Below are 19414 nucleotides of genomic sequence, written 5' to 3' on the forward strand. Positions count from 1 at the left end.
CCGGATCGCTACCCGGTCGGCGGGCCGGCGATCAAGGGGAAGGGCGGCGTCGGCGCTTCATTCCTTGCGGCGGATGGTCACGCGGCGTTCGACCACGATCGGGCGGTCGAAATGAAGGCCGGCGCGGCCGTCCTCCGCCCAGCGGATCGTTGCCGCCGCCCAGTGGCCGCCGCCGGTATCGATCCGGACGATCGATCCGATCGCCGCTTCGCCGAAATCGACGAGGTCGATCAGCGCACCGGTGGTCGACAGGTCGCGGATGCGCGCCGGACGGCTGCGGCCACCCAGTTCGATCGTGGTCGACCGCAGCATCCGCGTCCGTGCCGCGCGTTCGGCCTTCGGCCCCTGCGGGCTCAACGCGCCGCCATCGGCCGACAACCGCGCGGCGGCGGTGGCCCCGTCGAGCGGCGCGCCATAGACCGGCCCCTGTACGTCGGTACAGCCAAGGTCGCGCAGCACCGCCAGCTCGTCATGATATTCGATGCCCCGCGCCGTCGTCGCAATGCCGAGCTGTTCGGCAAGCGTCACGATCGAGCGGACCACGGCGGCGTTGCGCCCTTCGGGATCGCTGACGCCGCGCACGAACGAGCGGTCGATCTTGATCCGGTCGAAGGGCACGCGGCGCAGGCAGGTCATCGACGCCTGTCCCGCCCCGAAATCGTCGAGGGCGAGGCAGATGCCGATCCCCTGCAACGCCGCGAAGGTCGCGATGGCGGCGGGCAGGTCGCGCAGCACGCTCGCCTCCGCGATGCTCAGTTCCAGCCGCTCGGCGGGCAGGCCGGCGCGGGCGACGGCATTGGTCAGGATCGCGGTCAGCGCCGGATCGGCGAGCTGCGCGCCCGACAACGGGACCGACAGCCGCATGGCTTCCGGCCATGACGCCGCATCGTGACAGGCGGTGCGCAGGACCCATTCGCCGATCTGCCCGGTCAGCTTGCATTCCTCCGCCACGCCGAGGAAATCCTGCGGCGGCACGGTGCCGCGCGTCGGATGGTCCCAGCGTACCAGCGCCTCGAACCCGGTGATCCGCCCGTCCGCCAGCGCGACGACCGGTTGATAGACGATGCGCAATTGGTCGCGCGACAGCGCGACGCGCAGGTCGTCGGCCATCTGCTGGCGCGATCGGGCACCGTCCAATAGCGCATCGTGGAAGAAGCGGTGGACGCCGCGTCCGGCATCCTTGGCGGCATAGAGCGCGAGGTCGGCGTGGCTGACCAGCGCGTCGGGGGTCGCCCCGTCGTCGGGCGACACGGCGATGCCGATCGAACAGCCGATCGATACCGTATGGCCGCTCAGGAAATAGGGTTGCGACAGCGACGCGATGATCGCCTGCGCCAGCGTCGCCATCTGCGTCCGGTTGCCCATCCGCGGCAGGACGACCTGAAATTCGTCGCCGCCCAGCCGCCCGACCAGCCCGGCATCGTCGACGACGCGGAGCAGCCGTTCGGCGACCTGCTTCAGGAGAGCATCGCCGACCGGATGGCCGAGCGTATCGTTCACCGCCTTGAACCGGTCGAGATCGAGCAGGAACAGCGCGGTGCCGTCATAGCCCGGCTGCGCCAGCGTCTGTTCGAGCGAGATGTGCATCCGCTGGCGATTGGCGAGGCCGGTCAGGCTGTCGAACAGTGCGAGGCGCGTGATCTCCGCATCCGATTCGCGCACCGCCGCCATGTCGGTGCCGGTGCCGACGAACCCTTCGAACCGGCCGAACGGATCGGTGAACGGGCTGCCCGATACGCTCCAGCTCCAGTCGCGATCGCCGGGAATGGCCGGGGTGACGGCATAGTCGGTGAAGGCGGTACGCGCCGACAGGTGGAAGGCGAGCGTGCGTTCCGGATCGTCGCGTCCGGATTCGCCCCCGGCGATCCGCAACAGGTCGGCCAGCACGGCACCGACCGGGTCGATATCGGCCGCGGCGAATACGTTTGCGATCTTGTCGCTCAGATAGGCGACGCGGCCGTTGCGATCGGTCTGCCAGAACCAGTTCGGGCCGTGATCCTCCGCCTCGCGCAACAGCCGGACGGCACGCTCGGCGGACAGGCCGGTCGAATCGTCGGGCCGCTGTACCCACGATCGCAACGTCGCCTTCATTCCGCCGATCGCCAACTGCCCGTCCCTTGCTGTGTCGGGGCGATGATAGCGGCGCAACGTGAACGAATTCTTTGCACGCGGTCGCTTCCTGCCTGTAGGGCAGAATGGAAAACGAACGATATGGACCTGCAGATGACCGTCACCATCACCGAAGCCGATCTGATCGACAGCGTCGCCGATGCGCTGCAGTTCATCAGCTATTACCATCCGATGGATTACATCCGCGCGCTGGGGGAGGCTTATGCCGCCGAAACCTCGCCGGCCGCCAAGGACGCGATCGCGCAGATCCTGACCAACAGCCGGATGTGTGCCGAGGGGCATCGCCCGATCTGTCAGGATACCGGCATCGTCACCGTGTTCGTGAAGTGGGGGCAGGATTGTCGCCTCGACAGCGACCGGTCGTTGCAGGAGGTCGTCGACGAAGGCGTCCGCCGCGCCTATCTCCACCCCGAGAACAAGCTGCGCGCGTCGATCCTCGCCGATCCGGCGTTCACCCGGCGCAATACCAAGGACAATACCCCGTCGGTGCTGCACGTCGAAATGGTGCCGGGGACCAAGGTGCATGTTGATGTCGCGGCCAAGGGTGGCGGCTCGGAAAACAAGTCCAAGTTCAAGATGATGAACCCCAGCGATTCGATCGTCGACTGGGTATTGGAGATGATCCCGCAAATGGGCGCGGGCTGGTGTCCGCCGGGCATGATCGGCATCGGCATCGGCGGCACCGCCGAAAAGGCGATGCTGCTGGCCAAGGAATCGCTGATGGCCCCGATCGATATGGGCCAGTTGAAGGAACGTGGGGCCCAGACCGATATCGAGGCGCTGCGGATCGAGTTGATGGACAAGGTCAATGCGCTCGGCATCGGCGCACAGGGACTGGGTGGGCTGTCGACGGTGCTCGACGTGAAGATCCTCGACTGGCCGACGCACGCCGCGTCGAAGCCCGTCGCGATGATCCCCAACTGTGCCGCGACCCGCCACGCGCATTTCACGCTGGACGGCAGCGGCCCGGCCTATCTCGAACAGCCGAACCTTGCCGACTGGCCCGACGTCAACTGGACCCCGGACAAGGCGGCGATCCGCGTCGACCTCGATACGCTGACCCCCGACGTCGTTGCGACATGGAAGCATGGCGACCGGTTGCTGTTGAACGGCAAGATGCTGACCGGTCGCGATGCCGCACACAAGCGGATCGCCGACATGCTGGCGAAGGGCGAGGAGTTGCCCGTCGATTTCCGTGGGCGCGTGATCTATTATGTCGGGCCGGTCGATCCGGTCGGCGAGGAAGTGGTCGGCCCGGCCGGTCCCACCACCGCCACCCGCATGGACAAGTTCACCCGCATGATGCTCGATCAGGGGCTGCTGGCGATGGTCGGCAAGGCCGAACGCGGTGCCGATGCGACCAAGGCGATCGCCGAGCGCAAGTCGGCGTATCTGATGGCGGTCGGCGGCGCGGCCTATCTGGTCGCGCGCGCTATCAAGGGGTCGAAGGTCGTCGGGTTCGCGGACCTTGGCATGGAAGCGATCTACGAGTTCGAGGTGCAGGACTTCCCGGTCACGGTCGCGGTGGATAGCGAAGGGCAGAACGTCCACCATCTCGCCCCCTTGGTGTGGCGCGAGAAGATCGCGAAGGAGCGGTTGCTCGAAGGGGCGTGAGGTTTTTCTCCCCTCCCTGGAAGGGAGGGGGCGGGGGTGGGTCGGCCTGCGAGGGAATGGAAGCGCTCCACAACCGGCCAACCCACCCCCAACCCCTCCCTCGTCAGGGAGGGGAGCAAGTGGGCGCCGCCCCATCCCAAGACGTCACCCCGGACTTGATCCGGGGTCCCGCTTCTTCTGCGCAACGGCAGCAAAAAAGCGGGACGCCGGGTTAAACCAGAAAGGCCGGCTCAGGCGTCGTTCGTCTCCGCCGTCAGCGCATCGATGAACCGCTTGCGCCACCAGATCACATCCTCGTCGACGACATTGTCGATCATCGCCTGCCACCGCTCGATCCGTTCGGCGCGGGGCATGCGCAGCGCCTTGTCGATCGCATCGGCTACGTCCTCGGCGCTGTACGGGTTGACCATCAGCGCGCCGACCGACAGCTGCTGCGCCGCCCCGGCAAAGCGCGACAGGACCAGCACACCCGGATCGCGCGGGTCCTGTGCCGCGACATATTCCTTCGCGACCAGATTCATGCCGTCGCGCAAGGGAGTCACCAGCCCGATGCGGGCTGCACGATAGATGCCGGCCAGCACCTCGCGCGGATAGCCCTTGTTCACATAACGGATCGGCACCCAGTCGGTATCGGCATACGCGCCGTTGATCCGGCCCGATTGCTGTTCGAGCGTGTTGCGGATGTCGCGATACGTCTGCACCGCGGTCCGCGACGGTGGCGCGATCTGGAGCAGATAGACCAGTGCGCGGCGATCGGGATGGTTCTGCAGGAACCGTTCGTAGCCGGCGAAGCGTTCGGGCAGCCCCTTCGAATAATCGAGCCGGTCGACGCCGACGATCAGGCTGCGTCCGACCGCGCTTTCGAGCTGGTTCAGCTGCGCCGCGCGCGCCACCGGGCCGGAGGCACCGGCGATGAAGTCCTTCGCCTCGATCCCGATCGGGCAGCTGATCGCGCAGATGGTGCGTCCGCCGACGGTGACCCGGTTGCCGTCGATCGTCCCGTCCATCTCCTCGCGGACATAGTTGAAGAAGCTGTCGAGCCATTCCTCGTTCTGGAACCCGACCACGTCATAGGCGAACAGCGCCTCGACCATGCGGCGATGATCGGGCAGCGCGGTCAGCAGCCGGCGCGGCGGCCACGGAATGTGCAGGAAGAAGCCGATGCGGTTGGTGATCCCCTGTTGCCGCAACACCCAGCCCAGCGGGATCATGTGATAGTCATGGACCCAGATCAGGTCGTCGGGCTCGACATGCGGGCCGATGCGTTCACCGAACACCCGGTTGACGCGTTCGTATCCGCCCTGGAAATCGCGTTCGAACTCGGTCAGGTCGAGGCGGTAGTGGAACAGCGGCCACAGCGTGCGGTTCGCATAGCCGTCATAATATTCCTCGACGTCCTGTTCGGACAGATCCATCACCGCGCTGGTGACGCCGCCATAGGTCTGGAAGCGCAGCTCGCGATTGTCGCTGGTCTCGCCCGACCAGCCGAACCAGATGCCGTCCTCTTCCGCCAATGCGGCGTTGAGCGCGACGGCAAGGCCACCCTGCGCCCCGCCGCCGGTGCCGGGCTGGGGAGCCTGCACCCGGTTCGAGATGACGATCAATCGGCTCATCGTACGACATTCCATGACTTGCTCAGCAGGACGGCGGAATTGATCATGCCGACCAGCGAGTAGGTTTGCGGGTAATTGCCCCAGAGTTCGCCGGTTTCGGGGTCGATATCCTCCGACAACAGCCCGGCGGGGGTGCAGCGCGACAGCATCTCCTCCAGCAATTCGCGCGCATCCTCGTCGCGGCCGGTCGCGTGCAGCGCCTCGATCAGCCAGAAGGTGCAGACGTTGAACGCGGTGTGCGGCAGGCCGAAATCATCCTCGATCGCATAGCGCAGCATGTGGCTGCCGCGCCGCAGCCCCTTTTCCACCGCCTCCAGCGTACCGATGAAGCGCGGGTCGCTGGGTTCGAGAAAGCGCAGGTCGAGCAGCTGGATGATGCTGGCGTCGAGATCGTCGCCGCCGAAGGTCGCCGACATGCGGTTCGTCTCCGGCCGCCATGCCTCGCGCTCGATCTTGGTCCGCATCGCGGTCGCGCGGTCGCGCCAGAAGGTCTCGCGGTCGTGCAGGCCGAGCGTGCCCGCGACATTGGCCAGCCGGTCGCACGCCGCCCAGCACATCGCGGCGCTATAGGTGTGGACATGGCTCTTGGTGCGCAATTCCCACAGGCCGGCATCGGGCTTGTCATACGCGGCCCAGGCACGTTCGCCGATCGGCTCCAGCGCTTCGAAATCGGCTTGCTTGCCGACGCGGAACAGCCGCTGGTCGAAAAACCCCTGCGCGTTGGACAGGATGATCTGGCCGTATGCGTCGTGCTGAACTTGTTCATAGGCCTGGTTGCCGACGCGCACCGGCCCCATGCCGCGATAGCCGTCCAGCCCCTCGGCCTCGCGCTCGACCAGCGTCGCCTCGCCGCCAACGCCATAGAGTGGCTGGATCTGCCCGTCGGCGGCATTGTCGACGATGTTGCGCAGATATTCGAGATACCCCTCCAGCACGTCGAGCGCGCCGAGGCGGTTCAATGCCTGCACCGTATAATAGGCGTCGCGAATCCAGCAGTAGCGATAGTCCCAGTTGCGCCCGCTATCGGCATGTTCGGGGATCGACGTGGTCAGCGCGGCGACGATCGCGCCGGTTTCCTCATGCTGGCACAGCTTCAGCGTGATCGCGCTGCGGATCACCGCCTGCTGCCATTCGACCGGCGTGGCGAGGCCGCGGACCCAGTGACGCCATTCATCGATGGTGTTCTTCAGCATCCGTTCGATCGATGCCGGGATTTCGTCCGAAAAGCTCTCGTCCGGGCCGAGGAAGAAATGCAGCGTGCGTTCGACGCGGAACAGCCGTTCGTCCTCGATCCAGCCGACCGGTGCGCTGGTCGTCAGCCGGATCGCCTCGCCATCCAGCAGATAGCGGATGTGGTTCGACCCCCGGGTGCGCGGGGCGGGGGCGCTGCCCCAGTCGATCGACGGGCGCAGGCGCATTCGAATCCGCGGGGAGCCCGACAACGGCCGCACGATCCGGCAAAAGGCGACGGGGCGATACATCCGGTCGTGCCGTTTGAAGCGCGGACAGAAGTCGACGACCTCGACCGCATTGCCCGCCGCATCGGTATGGCGGGTGACCAGCACCGGCGTGTTGCGGATATAGCTCTGCTCGGTCTCGACACAGCCGTCGAGATCGACTTCCCAAAAGCCGTAAGCCCCGTCCGATCCGCGCCGCCGGTCGTCGAGCAGCGACGAAAACGCCGGATCACCATCGACGCGCGGCAGGCATCCCCATACGAACCGCCCGTTGCGGTCGACCAGCGCCGATACCTGACAATTCCCGATCGGCCACAGGTCCATCGTCGCGGTCATGCGTTATTCTCCAGCCAGTCGAGGAAGGAAGCGACATCGTCCAGTCGATAGGTCGCAGCGGTATCGCGCATGGCCCCGATCAGGATGCTGGCCCCGCCATGGTGCGCCGCAACGACCATGCCCGGTTCGTCGGTCAGGTCGTCGCCGACGAAGATCGGCGGATGCCCGGCAAATGGCGCATTCTCGCACAGCGTCGCGATCGCCGTGCCCTTGTCATGGCCGTCCATGCGCAATTCGATCATCATCTTGCCGGCCTGCGTCGTCAGCCCGTCGCGCTGGGCGAAGGCATCGACCAGCGCATGTGCCTCCTGTTCGACGTCGGGAGCGCCGCGATAATGGATCGCGACGCCTAAAGTCTTGATCTCAATCACGATGCGCGGGTCGTCGCCGAAGCGATCGGAAAATGCATGTTCGGCCGCAGTCAGACTGGCCGGGCGATCGGGCAGAAGGGTGGTGCCCCCGGCGGGCCGGATTTCGGCGCCATGGCTGCCGACTACCGCATAGTCGGCGATCGTCCGTCCCAGAAAGCCGTCAATCTGCTCAACCGACCGGCCACTGACGATTGCTACCCGCCCGTCCAGCCGTCGGGCCAGTCGCTGCAGCAGCGCGTGCAGATCGTCGCCGACCACCACCCCATCGGGGCGATCGGCCAGTTCGACCAGCGTGCCGTCGAAATCAAGGAACAGGCCGGCATCGTCGAGCAGGCCGGCGGGCGGAGCGGGAAGGTCTTGGTACGGCATCGTGCCGATGAACGCGGCGTGACCGTGAATCGTTTCGCAGGTGCGGTGTATTTTGCGTGGGAGAGGGTCACCCCAACCGCTACATCACCCCGGACCGGGAAACGAAAGGACCGACCCCCAGGCACTACGTTACCCCGGGCTTGACCCGGGGTCCCGCTTCTTCTTTCCTCGCACCATGGGGAAAGAACGGCAGGGCGGCTGGGTCTACATCATGGCCGACCGGTATCGCGGTGCTACCTATGTCGGCGTGACCACCGATCTCGCGACCCGCATCCACCAGCACCGCACCGGCGGCGGATCGATCCACTGCGCGCACTACGGCCTCAACCGCCTCGTATGGGCAGAGCGCGGCGATGACATCCTAAGCTGCATCGCCCATGAAAAGCGCATGAAACGCTGGCATCGCGACTGGAAATTCGACCTGATTGAGCAGGGCAATCCGGACTGGCGTGATCTTTCCCCAACGATCCTCGACTGAAGAAGCGGGACCCCGGATCAAGTCCGGGGTGACGTTGTGGGCAAGTGCTCCGAACACCCAATCCGGGACTGGCGAACCCCGCCGCCACCCACTACACACACCGCCATGACAGCCCGGATCATCGACGGAAAAGCCTTCGCCGCCCAGTTGCGCGCGCGCGTTGCCACCCATGCCGCTACCTTTGCGCAGAGCGCCGGGCGACCCGTCGGCCTCGCCGTCGTGCTGGTCGGCGAGGATGCCGCCTCCGCCGTCTATGTCCGGTCGAAGGGGAAGGCGACGCGCGAAGCGGGCATGGTCAGCTTCGAACATCGCCTGTCGGCGGACGTGTCGCAGGACGAACTGATCGCGCTGGTCGAGCAATTGAATGCCGATCCGGCGGTCGACGGCATTCTGGTGCAATTGCCGCTGCCAAGGCACCTCGACAGCGATGCCGTCCTGCTGACGATCGATCCCGACAAGGACGTCGATGGCTTTCACCCGGTCAATGCCGGACGGCTGGCGACGGGCCTGCCGGGGATGGTGCCCTGCACACCCTATGGCTGCCTGCTCTTGCTGCGCGACGAGCTGGGCGACCTGTCGGGCAAGGAAGCGGTGGTCGTCGGCCGGTCGAACATCGTCGGCAAGCCGATGGCGGCGTTGCTGACTGCCGAAAGCTGCACGGTCACCATCGCCCATTCGCGGACCCATGATCTGCCGGGCCATGTCGCGCGCGCCGATATCGTGGTCGCCGCGGTCGGACGCGCCAATTTCGTCGAGGGGGCATGGCTGAAGCCCGGTGCGACGGTGATCGACGTCGGCATCAACCGCACCGCAGACGGACTGGTCGGCGATGTCGACTTTGCGGCCGCGCTGTCGGTCGCGGGCGCGATCACGCCGGTGCCGGGCGGGGTCGGACCGATGACCATCGCCTGCCTGTTGCGCAATACGCTGGTCGCCGCGCACCGGCGCGAGGGCCTGCCGTTCGACGACAGCGTGCTATGATCGAGCTGTTCGTCTCGTCGCTGATCACCTTCTTCGTGGTGATCGATCCGCCGGGCTGCGCGCCGATCTATGCCGGGCTGACCACCGGCGCGTCCGACGTGCAGCGTCGCGCGATGGCGATCCGCGCGGTCGGCATCGCCACCGCGATCCTCGTCGTCTTCGCGCTGTTCGGACAGGCGCTGCTCAAGGCACTGGGCATCAGCCTCGACAGTTTCCGCATCGCGGGCGGCATCATGCTGTTCCTGATCGCGCTGGAAATGGTGTTCGAAAAACGCACCCAGCGCCGCGAGGACCGCGCGCAGAAGATCATCGAGACCGATGAGGTCGAGGATGTCTCGACCTTCCCCATGGCGATGCCGATGATCGCAGGGCCGGGATCGATCGCGTCGGTGATGCTGCTGATGAGTCAGGTCGGCGACTGGACCGCGCGGGCGGTGGTACTGGGCGCGCTGGCGTCGATCCTGCTGCTGACGCTGATCGCGTTGCTGGCGGCGGGACCGCTGATGAAACTGCTCGGCGCGCGGATCGAGGCGGTGATTACCCGGCTGCTCGGCGTGCTGCTGGCGGCACTCGCGGCGCAGTTCGTGATCGACGGCTTGCGGGCCAGCTTTCTGTAAAAACCAGAAAGTGTTGCGGAATAGTTACAGCTGATATGTAATTTCCAGATTGCGTATACCTGTATTTGCAAATCCTCTTGTATCGACGGATACTTGGCCATGTTCGAGCCGCCCGTTGCGCGGCGCGACTGATTGGAACGCCCGTCAGGGTTTAAGGGGATTGCTGCTTCCATGATTGCTTTGTCGATGCGCACGTCGTTGCGCCGCGGAACCGCTTTGTCCGCGCTCGCCGCTGCCAGTGCCGGTCTGTTCGCCGTGCCGGCTTCTGCACAGGAAGTCGCGCCGGCCGGTACCACCGTGCCGACCCCGGCGAATCCGGCCGAGGATACGTCGCAGGACATCATCGTCACCGGCTCGATCCTGCGCGGCACCGATAGCGGCATTTCGCCGGTCACCACGTTGACCACCGAAAACCTCGACGCGCGCGGCATCAACACCGTGCAGGACGCGATCCAGTTGCTGTCGTCGAACAACGGCCCGGCACTGACCAACTCGTTCACCGCCAACGGCGCGTTCGCCGGCGGTGCATCGGCCGTGTCGCTGCGCGGCCTGTCGACCAGTTCGACGCTGGTGCTGTTCGATGGCCTGCGTGCCGCTTACTATCCGCTTGCCGATGACGGTTCGCGCAACTTCGTCGATCTGAACACGATCCCCGACGACATCGTCGAGCGCGTCGACGTGCTTCGCGACGGTGCTTCGTCGAGCTACGGCGCCGATGCGATCGCCGGCGTGGTCAACATCATCACCAAGCGTTCGGTTAAAGGTGTCTCGGGTCGCGCCGAAGCCGGTATTGCCGAGGGTGGCTATGCCGCGAACCAGCGCCTGACGCTGACCGCCGGCACCGGTGATCTCGATGAACAGGGCTACAACGCCTATATCAGCGGTTTCTATTTCCGTAGCGAAGGCGTCGCGAACAAGGACCTTCGCGGTGTTTTCGCGACCGACGATCAGCGCAGCATCGGCGGCCCGAACGGGATTCTGAACGGCCGCAACGACGCCGGGGAGCTCAACGGCTTCGCGACCAATGGCAGCACCTTCTACTATCGCCCGGGGAACAGCGGCCGCTATCGCATCCTGAACCCGATTGCAGGCTGTTTCGGCGGACCGTCGGTCACGCCGACCGCCGCAGACCTCGCCCGCACCAACTCGACGGGTGCCCAGGTCAATCCGACCCTGCCGACCAGCAACGTCTGCCAGGAAGACCTTACCTACAATTACGGCAACGTGACGCCGGACATCGAACGCTTCGGCGGTTCGGCGCGCTTCACCGCGAAGCTGGGTGACACGTCGGAAGCGTATCTGTCGGTCAACTTCCAGCAGACCACGTCGAGCTATTATGGCGCACCCGGCACGATCCGCGGGAATGCGCCGACCGGCATCCTGTTCCCGCAGTTCTCGACCGCATCGAACGCTGCCCGGTTTGCGGCCGGTTCGGCGATCCTGACGCTGCCGGTGTTCGTCTGTGCCGCGCGTGTGAACTGCAATGCGACCAACGGCGTCCGCAACCCGAACAACCCGTTCGCATCGGTCGACCAGACGGTTGAGATCATCGGCCGCAATCAGGAGCGTCAGTATAACGAGACGCGCAGCCGCGTATATCGTGCGGCGTTCGGCTTGAACGGCACGATCTTCAACGATATCGACTATAACTTCAACGCGACGGCGATGCACACCGATCTGCGTCGTCTGCAGGATGGCTATGTCTATATCCAGAACCTGCTGAACGTCATTGCCGACGGGTCGTACAACTTCGTCAATCCCGGCCAGAATTCGCAGGCGGTGCGCGATTACGTGACGCCGGTGAACATCACCGACACGTCGTCGGATCTGTATCAGGCGCAGGTCACTTTCTCGAAGTCGCTGTTCAACCTGCCGGGTGGCCCCGTCCAGCTCGGCGTCGGCGGATCGGTCTTCTACGAAGCGGTCAACGCGCCCAGCGCCAACCCTGACACCAACGGCCCGACGCAGCGCTACTTCACGATCAATGCGTTCGGTACCGAAGGCAATCGCACCGTCAGCTCGGCTTTTGCCGAGGTTCAGGCACCGGTGTTCGATCAGCTCGATGTGAACCTGTCGGGACGCTATGACCATTATTCGACCGGTCAGGGCAATTTCTCGCCAAAGGCAGGTGCGCGGTTCACCCCGTTCCGCCAGCTGTCGATCCGCGGAACGTGGTCGCGCGGTTTCCGTATCCCGAGCTTCGCCGAAGCCAACGCGCTGCCGACGACGGGCTATGTCACCCAGTCGATCACCGCGGTCCCGGCCAACTTCCGCGCGCAGTATGGCGCGGCATGCGCCACCGACGCGACGGCACCGCAGGCCTGCCCGAACTATCTGACGACCTATTCGATCGGGTCGACGACGTTGGCTTCGCCGAATCTGGAACCCGAAAAGTCGCGCAGCTTCACCGCCGGCATTCAGTTGACGCCGATCCCGAACTTCACCTTCTCCGTCGACTATTTCAACATCAAGAAGACGGGCGCGATCACCTCGCCATCCAACGCCGCAGCGGTCGCCGCTTATTATGCGGGCCAGCCGATCCCGGCCGGGTTCAACGTCATTGCCGACGCTCCCGACGTCAACCTGCCCAACGGTCGGCCGCGTATCGCCTTCGTCGAATCGCAGCTGATCAATTCCGACACGATCACGTCGGAAGGCATCGATTTCGGGCTGACCGGCCGCGTCGATTTCGGCGGTTTCCAGTGGCGCACCGCCGCCAATGCCAGCCTGTTGCTGGAACTCAGCACGACGTTCCCGGACGGTTCGAAGGAAACCTATGTCGACACGCTCGGCAACTTCAACCTGACGGCGGGCAACGGCACGTTCAAATGGCGCGGCAACTGGGCGAACACCTTCTCGTTCGACAAGGTCGACGTCACCGGCACCGTGAACTACGTCTCGGGGTATGACCTGTCGGCAGAGGACCAGGGCGGCAGCTATCGCGACTGTTCGCTGGCACCTGAATATGTCGACTGCCGCGTGAAGAGCTACATCACGGCCGACCTGAACGTCAGCTTCAACGTCAACGACAAGTTCACCTTCTACGTGAACGCCCTGAACGTGTTCGATCGCCTGCCGCCGATCGACGTCGTCACCTATGGCGCGCACCTTTACAACCCGGTGCAGGGCGGCAACGGCATCTTCGGCCGCAGCTTCCGTGCCGGTGCGAAGTTCGGCTTCTAGTCGCTTTCAACCTGCGAAATGGGCCGCTTCCCTTCGGGGAGGCGGCCTTTTTTATGCCGTTGACATCGTAATGTGTGAGAATCGTCCGGCCTGGCTGCTGCTCGGGTTCCCCGATGGGATGTTCTGGTCGAGGAACCCCGCCGCAACCGGGTCGGCGTCGCGCTGGGCATGACTTTACAATGCCGGCGTGGTTTGCACGTGGCTTGTATAGTCGAATGTCGAACAATCTCTATCGTGACGATCAGAGCAGTATTGGCAGCTGCAATGTTCAGCAATGTATCAGAAACATTCAGTAAATAATTACCGTTGTATCGATATTAGAAGCACTGTAACTAAAATATCACGAATTTTGCATTTGTAACGGCAGCATCTTTGAATGGTTGCGAACGAAGTTTGTCGGCGATTACTCATGGTTCGTTACGCTGCTGTGGCAGCGTGTCCGAAAGACAGGGGAAATCATGAAGCAAACCGTCCGTACCGCCTTGTTGGCATCCACGCTGATCATGGGAATTGCTACCCCAGCAGTGGCACAGGTCGCGCCAGCGGCGGATTCGACCGCACAACAGCCAGAAGCCAATGATTCCGAACAGGAAATCACTGTTACCGGTTCGCGGATTCCGCGTCCGAACCTCGAAAGCTCCAATCCCGTATCGGTGATCGGTGCGGAGGAAATCGGGTTCCGGCAGCCGACGTCGGTCGAGGCGCTGCTGCGCGACTTGCCGGGCGCGGTGCCGAACATCGGGCCGGGCGTGAACAACGGATCGAACGGGTCGGCGCAGCTCGACATCCGGGGCCTCGGCCCCAACCGCAACCTAATTCTGATCGACGGACAGCGCACCGTTCCCGCCAGCCTGGGCGGCGTGACCGACCTGAACATCATTCCGATCGCGCTGTTGCAGCGGATCGAGACGCTGACCGGCGGTGCGTCGGTGGCGTACGGCGCGGACGCGGTGGCGGGCGTCACCAATTTCATCACCCGCACCGATTTTTCCGGGGTCGATATCGGCCTGAACAGCGGCATCACCGAACGCGGCGACGGGTTCAACATGCGCGCCGACCTGACGCTGGGTGCCAACCTTGCCGACGATCGCGGCAATGTGGTGCTCAGCCTCGGCTATACGAAGGCCGATGCGATCCAGCAGGGTGAGCGTCCCTATGGCCGCGCCAGCCTCAGCTCGGTTACCGGTCGCCCGCAGGGATCGGGAACCGCCACGCCGGCGAGCATCCTCGCACCATTCACCGGGCGTGTTAATGCCCAGGGCACCGCATTCGAAGTGGGGCCGCTGTCGGACTATAACTTCAACCCGCTGAACGTCTATCAGACGCCATTCGAACGCTATAACATCTTCGGCAAGGCGAATTACGAGATCAGCGATGCGGTCGAAGTCTTCGGGCAGGGCTTTTTCACCAAGACGATCGTCGATCAGATCATCGCGCCGTCCGGCACCTTCTTTTCGAACGTCCAGCTGCCGCTCAGCAATCCGTATCTGACGCAGGCGATGCGCAACCAGCTGTGCGCTTCGAGCAACATCAATGCAGTCGATTGCGCCGCAGCGAGCGCCGCGACGAGCACGACGGCACCGGGCTATCGCGAAATCACGGCATCGATCGGCCGTCGTTTCACCGAAGCGGGGCCGCGCACGACCAGCTTCGAAACCAACACCTTCCAGGTGCAGGGCGGTGCCCGCGGCGCGCTGACCTCGACGCTCGACTGGAACATCACCGGCATCTACGGCGAATCGGAACGCACCAACACGTCGCAGGGACAGGGGACGTTGCCGCGCCTGCAACAGGCGCTGCGCGCCTTCAACACGACCGCGTGTACCGTGACGACCGGTAATTGCGTGCCGATCAACCTGTTCGGGACCGAAGGAACGCTGACCCCGGCAATGTTCAATTTCCTGAACGTCACCACCTTCAACTTCATCCAGACGTCCTTCACCTCGATTCAAGGAACCGTCGCGGGCGACCTCGGCTTTTCTAGCCCGTTCGCCGCCGAGAATATCGGTGTCGCCGTCGGTGTCGAATATCGCCGCTATGCCGGTTCGAGCGGTGGTGACGGCATCTCGTCGCAGCCGGGTGCGGTGCTGGGTGCCGGTGCGCCCGCATTGCCGATCACCGGCGAATACGACACCCGCGAAGTGTTCGGCGAACTGAACGTTCCGCTGATTTCGGACCGTCCGTTCTTCGATTCGCTGACGCTCGAAGGCGGCTTCCGATATTCGGACTATTCGTTGTCGGGCGGCAACTGGGCCTATCGGGGCGGCCTCACCTGGGCACCGGTCAGCGAACTGAAGCTGCGCGGTTCCTACGCCCGGGCGGTGCGTGCGCCGAACCTCGGCGAATTGTTCCAGCCGCAGGTCACCTTCCTGACCAACCGCGCCATCGATCCCTGCCAGGGCGCGGTCACGAACCAGGGCGTCAGCGCACTGTGCGCCGCACAGCTGGCGCTGGTCGGTGCCCCGGCCTCGCTGCTGGGTAATATTCCGGCACCGGTCGCGGGGCAGATCAACGCGACGCAGGGCGGCAATCTGGGTCTGACGCCGGAATATGCCGACACCTTCACGGTAGGCGGTGTGTTGCAGCCGAAGCTGTTCGACGGCTTCGCGCTGACGGTCGACTATTACAAGATCAAGGTTACCGATGCGATCTCGACGCCGTCGCAGGCCGATATCATCGACGGTTGCTTCAATGGCACCAACGCGGCGGCCTGCGACCTCATCCGTCGCAATCCGCTGACTGGCGGTCTGAGCGGTCCGAACGACACGACCTTCGGGCCGTTCCTGGGTCTTTCGAACCTCGGCACGATCCGGACCTCGGGCATCGATGTCGGTGCGTCGCTGCGGCAGGAACTGGGCTTTGCCCGGCTCGACCTGAACTTCCTCGGCAACTACACCTTCGACAGCCAGTTCCAGGCGACGCCGACCAGCGTCAACCGCGACTGTGTCGGGCTGTACAGCGTGTCGTGTGCGTCGATCCAGCCGGAATATAGCTGGAACCTCCGGGGAACGCTTTCCTTCGAAGGCGGCACCGTGACGTCGCTGCGCTGGAAGCATCTGAGCGAGAGCAATGTCGAACCGGCCAGCTCCGGCGGTCCGGCATCGGTGTTCGCCGCGTATCGCCGGATCCCCGCGTTCAACTATCTCGATCTGACGCTGCAGCAGGCGGTGGGTGACACCATGACGTTCACCTTCACCGTGACCAACCTGCTCGACAAGGACCCGCCGATCGTCGGCAACACGATCGGTTCGACAGCCTTCAACAGCGGCAATACCTATCCGAGCACCTACGACCCGATCGGTCGACGCTTCAATGTGGGCGTAAACCTGCGGTTCTGATGGCATCGGGGGCGCGGCCGATCGGTCGCGTCCCATTTTTTCGGGAAGGTCATGCGATGCTCCTGTTTCTGCTGCTCCAGGCGGCACCCGTCGCCACCGCGACACCGGCGGCCGGTGATCCGGACAAGCTGATTTGCCGGCGGGAGGCGGTAACCGGCACCCATGCGCGTCGGCGTAAGGTTTGCCACACGCGTGCCGATTGGAATCGCATGGCGGAAACCGCGCGCACAGTCGGCAACGAATTGCGCACGGTGCCACAGTCGTCGCAAAATTGACCGGCGGGGGAGCGATCCCCCGCCGTCTTTGCACCTACGCGACCGACAACGTCAGCGCACCATCACCCTCATCGACATGCACCGTCGACCCGTCCTTCACGCCACCGCGCAGGATCAGGTCGGCCAGCGGGTCCTGAAGATACCGCTGCACCGCACGCTTCAACGGCCGCGCGCCGTACACCGGGTCATAACCGACGCGGCCCAGCCACGCCCGCGCGGCCTCGGTCAGTTCGACCTTCACCTTGCGCTCGGCCAGCAACTTGCCGACGCGGCCGACCTGGATGTCGACGATCGGGGCCATGTGATCGGCCGCAAGGCGGTGGAACAGGATGATCTCGTCCAGCCGGTTGAGGAATTCCGGCCGGAAATGCGCGCGGACGACGTCCATCACCTGCGGCTCGACCGTCTCGACACCCTCGCCATCGGGCAGGTTGGTCAGGAATTGCGAGCCGAGGTTCGACGTCAGGATGATGATCGTGTTCGAAAAATCGACCGTGCGCCCCTGTCCGTCGGTCAGGCGACCGTCGTCGAGCACCTGCAACAGGATGTTGAAGACGTCGCCATGCGCCTTCTCCACCTCGTCGAACAACACTACCTGATAGGGGCGGCGGCGCACCGCCTCGGTCAGCTTGCCGCCTTCCTCATAGCCGACATAGCCCGGCGGCGCACCGATCAGCCGCGCGACCGCGTGCTTTTCCATGAACTCGCTCATGTCGATGCGGACCATGGCATTGGGATCGTCGAACAGGAATTCGGCGAGCGCCTTGGTCAGCTCGGTCTTGCCGACGCCGGTCGGCCCGAGGAACAGGAAGCTGCCGAGCGGCCGGTTCGGGTCCTGCAGGCCCGCGCGCGAACGGCGCACGGCGGTGGCGACGGCACGCACCGCCTCGCTCTGGCCGATGACCCGCTTGCCCAGCGCGTCCTCCATCGCCAACAGCTTCTCGCGCTCGCCCTCCAGCATTCGGTCGACCGGCACCCCGGTCCAGCGGCTGACGACGCCGGCGATATCGTCGGCGGTCACTTCCTCGCGGAGCATCGCGCCGCCGGCATGTTGCTGCGCCGCCACCACCTGCTTTTCCAGCGTCGGAATCGTGCCATAGGTCAGCTCGGACATCTTCGCGAGGTCGCCCGACCGCTGCGCCTGTTCGAGCGCGACGCGGGCGGCATCGAGCTGTTCCTTCAGCTTCGCCTCCGACGCGATCTTGTCGCGCTCGCCCTGCCAACGCGTGGTCAGCTCGGACAATTGCTGTTCGAGATTGGCGAGTTCCTCCTCCAGCGTGTCGAGCCGGTCGATGCTGGCGGCGTCGCTTTCGCGGCGCAGCGCCTCGCGCTCGATCTTCATGCGCAGGATGCGGCGGTCGAGGCTCTCGATCGCTTCGGGCTTGCTCTCCACCTCCATGCGCAGCCGGCTGGCGGCCTCGTCCATCAGGTCGATCGCCTTGTCGGGCAGGAAGCGGTCGGTGATGTAGCGGTTCGACAGCGTCGCCGCCGACACCAGTGCGCCGTCGGTGATCCGCACGCCGTGATGGAGTTCGTACTTCTCCTTCAACCCGCGCAGGATGCTGATCGTATCCTCGACGGTCGGTTCGCCCACGAACACCGGCTGGAACCGCCGCTGGAGCGCGGGGTCCTTTTCGACATGCTTGCGATATTCGTCGAGCGTGGTCGCGCCAATGCAATGCAGTTCGCCACGCGCCAGCGCAGGCTTGAGCAGATTGCCCGCATCCATCGCCCCTTCGGATTTGCCCGCACCGATCAGCTGGTGCATCTCGTCGATGAACAGGATAATCTGCCCGTCGCCGGCCTTCACCTCGTCGAGCACGCCCTTCAGCCGCTCTTCGAACTCGCCGCGATATTTGGCCCCGGCGATCAGCGACCCCATGTCGAGCGACATCAGTGCGCGGTCCTTCAGCCCCTCCGGCACGTCGCCATTGGCGATGCGCAGCGCGAGGCCCTCGGCGATCGCGGTCTTGCCGACGCCGGGTTCGCCGATCAGCACCGGATTGTTCTTGGTCCGGCGCGCGAGGATCTGGATCGTGCGGCGGATCTCCTCGTCGCGGCCGATCACCGGATCGAGCTTGCCGTCGCGCGCCGCCGCGGTCAGGTCGCGGGCGAACTTCTTGAGTGCGTCGTACCGATCCTCGGCCCCGGCAGTGTCGGCGGTGCGGCCGCCACGCAGGCGGTCGATCGCCGCGTTCAGATTCTGCGCCGTCAGCCCGGCGGCGGTCAGCGCCTTGCCCGCCGGCCCCTGCGACAGGGTCAGCGCCAGCAGCATCCGTTCGACGGTGACGAAGCTGTCGCCCGCCTTGGTCGCGATCTGTTCGGCCTGGTCGAGCAGGCGGACGCTGTCATTGTCGAGACCCGGATTCTGCTGCGCACCCGATCCCGACACCGACGGCATCTTGGCCAGTGCCGCATCGATATCGGCGATCGCCCGGCGCGCGTCGCCGCCTGCTGCCGTAATCAGCCCGGCGGCCATGCCCTGTTCGTCATCGAGCAGCGCCTTCAGGATATGTTCGGGCGTCATCCGCTGATGCGAATTGCGGATCGCCACCGTCTGCGCGGCTTGCAGAAAACCCTTGGCGCGGTCGGTAAATTTTTCGAGGTTCATCGTGTTCCCCTGTGATGTTGCCGGCGATATGGTGTGGTAAA

12 protein-coding genes are annotated in these 19414 nt (G+C 64.9%); 7 read left to right on the forward strand and 5 right to left on the reverse strand.

Annotation, left to right across the window (positions count from 1 at the left end; all coding sequences use genetic code 11):
- Positions 1-57: 57 nt before the first annotated feature.
- On the reverse strand, positions 58-2106 hold the full coding sequence (locus ASE50_RS02150) for an EAL domain-containing protein (RefSeq protein WP_162236148.1): 2049 nt from the start codon (positions 2104-2106) through the stop codon (positions 58-60).
- A 117-nt stretch (positions 2107-2223) separates the two neighbouring features.
- Here ASE50_RS02150 and ASE50_RS02155 point away from each other — a divergent pair, with 117 nt between their 5' ends.
- Complete coding sequence (locus ASE50_RS02155; RefSeq protein ID WP_056395654.1) at positions 2224-3744, forward strand: fumarate hydratase; 1521 nt, start codon at positions 2224-2226, stop codon at positions 3742-3744.
- Between the two features lie 230 nt (positions 3745-3974).
- Here the strand turns inward: ASE50_RS02155 and ASE50_RS02160 are convergent, their stop codons facing one another.
- The 3 genes from ASE50_RS02160 to otsB are packed head-to-tail and all read right to left on the reverse strand — an operon-like array spanning position 3975 to position 7890.
- Complete coding sequence (locus ASE50_RS02160; RefSeq protein ID WP_056394910.1) at positions 3975-5357, reverse strand: alpha,alpha-trehalose-phosphate synthase (UDP-forming); 1383 nt, start codon at positions 5355-5357, stop codon at positions 3975-3977.
- Entirely contained in the window at positions 5354-7150 is a 1797-nt protein-coding gene (locus tag ASE50_RS02165; RefSeq protein WP_056394912.1) for a glycoside hydrolase family 15 protein, read from the reverse strand. The genes ASE50_RS02160 and ASE50_RS02165 overlap by 4 nt, the downstream gene beginning before the upstream one ends.
- Positions 7147-7890: a trehalose-phosphatase gene (gene otsB / locus ASE50_RS02170; protein ID WP_056394914.1), complete on the reverse strand. Its 744-nt coding sequence runs from the start codon at positions 7888-7890 to the stop codon at positions 7147-7149. The genes ASE50_RS02165 and otsB overlap by 4 nt, the downstream gene beginning before the upstream one ends.
- A 175-nt stretch (positions 7891-8065) precedes the next feature.
- Between otsB and ASE50_RS02175 the strand changes: the two genes are divergently transcribed.
- The 6 genes from ASE50_RS02175 to ASE50_RS02200 all read left to right on the forward strand — a co-directional run bounded on the left by ASE50_RS02175 (position 8066) and on the right by ASE50_RS02200 (position 16762).
- The gene (locus ASE50_RS02175) at positions 8066-8368 is read left to right on the forward strand and encodes a GIY-YIG nuclease family protein (protein WP_056394916.1); all 303 of its coding nucleotides are present in this window, start codon (positions 8066-8068) and stop codon (positions 8366-8368) included.
- A gap of 105 nt (positions 8369-8473) precedes the next feature.
- Positions 8474-9349, forward strand: coding sequence for a bifunctional methylenetetrahydrofolate dehydrogenase/methenyltetrahydrofolate cyclohydrolase FolD (gene folD, locus ASE50_RS02180; protein ID WP_056394918.1), 876 nt, complete (start codon positions 8474-8476; stop codon positions 9347-9349).
- Positions 9346-9966, forward strand: a complete 621-nt coding sequence (locus ASE50_RS02185) for a MarC family protein (protein ID WP_056394923.1) — start codon at positions 9346-9348, stop codon at positions 9964-9966. Before folD ends, ASE50_RS02185 begins: the two co-directional genes overlap by 4 nt.
- A gap of 171 nt (positions 9967-10137) precedes the next feature.
- Positions 10138-13149, forward strand: a complete 3012-nt coding sequence (locus ASE50_RS02190; protein ID WP_235512094.1) for a TonB-dependent receptor domain-containing protein — start codon at positions 10138-10140, stop codon at positions 13147-13149.
- Between the two features lie 458 nt (positions 13150-13607).
- Complete coding sequence (locus ASE50_RS02195) at positions 13608-16487, forward strand: TonB-dependent receptor plug domain-containing protein (protein ID WP_235512097.1); 2880 nt, start codon at positions 13608-13610, stop codon at positions 16485-16487.
- A 56-nt stretch (positions 16488-16543) separates the two neighbouring features.
- Positions 16544-16762: a hypothetical protein gene (locus tag ASE50_RS02200; protein WP_156347248.1), complete on the forward strand. Its 219-nt coding sequence runs from the start codon at positions 16544-16546 to the stop codon at positions 16760-16762.
- 34 nt (positions 16763-16796) lie between these two features.
- Here ASE50_RS02200 and clpB read toward each other — a convergent pair whose 3' ends face one another.
- A complete protein-coding gene (gene clpB, locus ASE50_RS02205; RefSeq protein ID WP_056394928.1) occupies positions 16797-19373 on the reverse strand; it encodes an ATP-dependent chaperone ClpB in 2577 nt (858 codons plus the stop codon).
- Between the last annotated feature and the right edge of the window lie 41 nt (positions 19374-19414).

Source organism: Sphingomonas sp. Leaf5 (assembly GCF_001421155.1).
Lineage (GTDB): Bacteria > Pseudomonadota > Alphaproteobacteria > Sphingomonadales > Sphingomonadaceae > Sphingomonas.

What these genes read in the sequence shown, in the direction of transcription:
- ASE50_RS02155 (WP_056395654.1), top strand. Translation starts at nt 2,224, where the DNA reads ATGACCGTCACCATCACCGAAGCCGATCTGATCGACAGCGTCGCCGAT.
- ASE50_RS02160 (WP_056394910.1), bottom strand. Translation starts at nt 5,357, where the DNA reads ATGAGCCGATTGATCGTCATCTCGAACCGGGTGCAGGCTCCCCAGCCC.
- ASE50_RS02165 (WP_056394912.1), bottom strand. Translation starts at nt 7,150, where the DNA reads ATGACCGCGACGATGGACCTGTGGCCGATCGGGAATTGTCAGGTATCG.
- otsB (WP_056394914.1), bottom strand. Translation starts at nt 7,890, where the DNA reads ATGCCGTACCAAGACCTTCCCGCTCCGCCCGCCGGCCTGCTCGACGAT.
- ASE50_RS02175 (WP_056394916.1), top strand. Translation starts at nt 8,066, where the DNA reads ATGGGGAAAGAACGGCAGGGCGGCTGGGTCTACATCATGGCCGACCGG.
- folD (WP_056394918.1), top strand. Translation starts at nt 8,474, where the DNA reads ATGACAGCCCGGATCATCGACGGAAAAGCCTTCGCCGCCCAGTTGCGC.
- ASE50_RS02185 (WP_056394923.1), top strand. Translation starts at nt 9,346, where the DNA reads ATGATCGAGCTGTTCGTCTCGTCGCTGATCACCTTCTTCGTGGTGATC.
- ASE50_RS02190 (WP_235512094.1), top strand. Translation starts at nt 10,138, where the DNA reads ATGATTGCTTTGTCGATGCGCACGTCGTTGCGCCGCGGAACCGCTTTG.
- ASE50_RS02195 (WP_235512097.1), top strand. Translation starts at nt 13,608, where the DNA reads ATGAAGCAAACCGTCCGTACCGCCTTGTTGGCATCCACGCTGATCATG.
- ASE50_RS02200 (WP_156347248.1), top strand. Translation starts at nt 16,544, where the DNA reads ATGCTCCTGTTTCTGCTGCTCCAGGCGGCACCCGTCGCCACCGCGACA.
- clpB (WP_056394928.1), bottom strand. Translation starts at nt 19,373, where the DNA reads ATGAACCTCGAAAAATTTACCGACCGCGCCAAGGGTTTTCTGCAAGCC.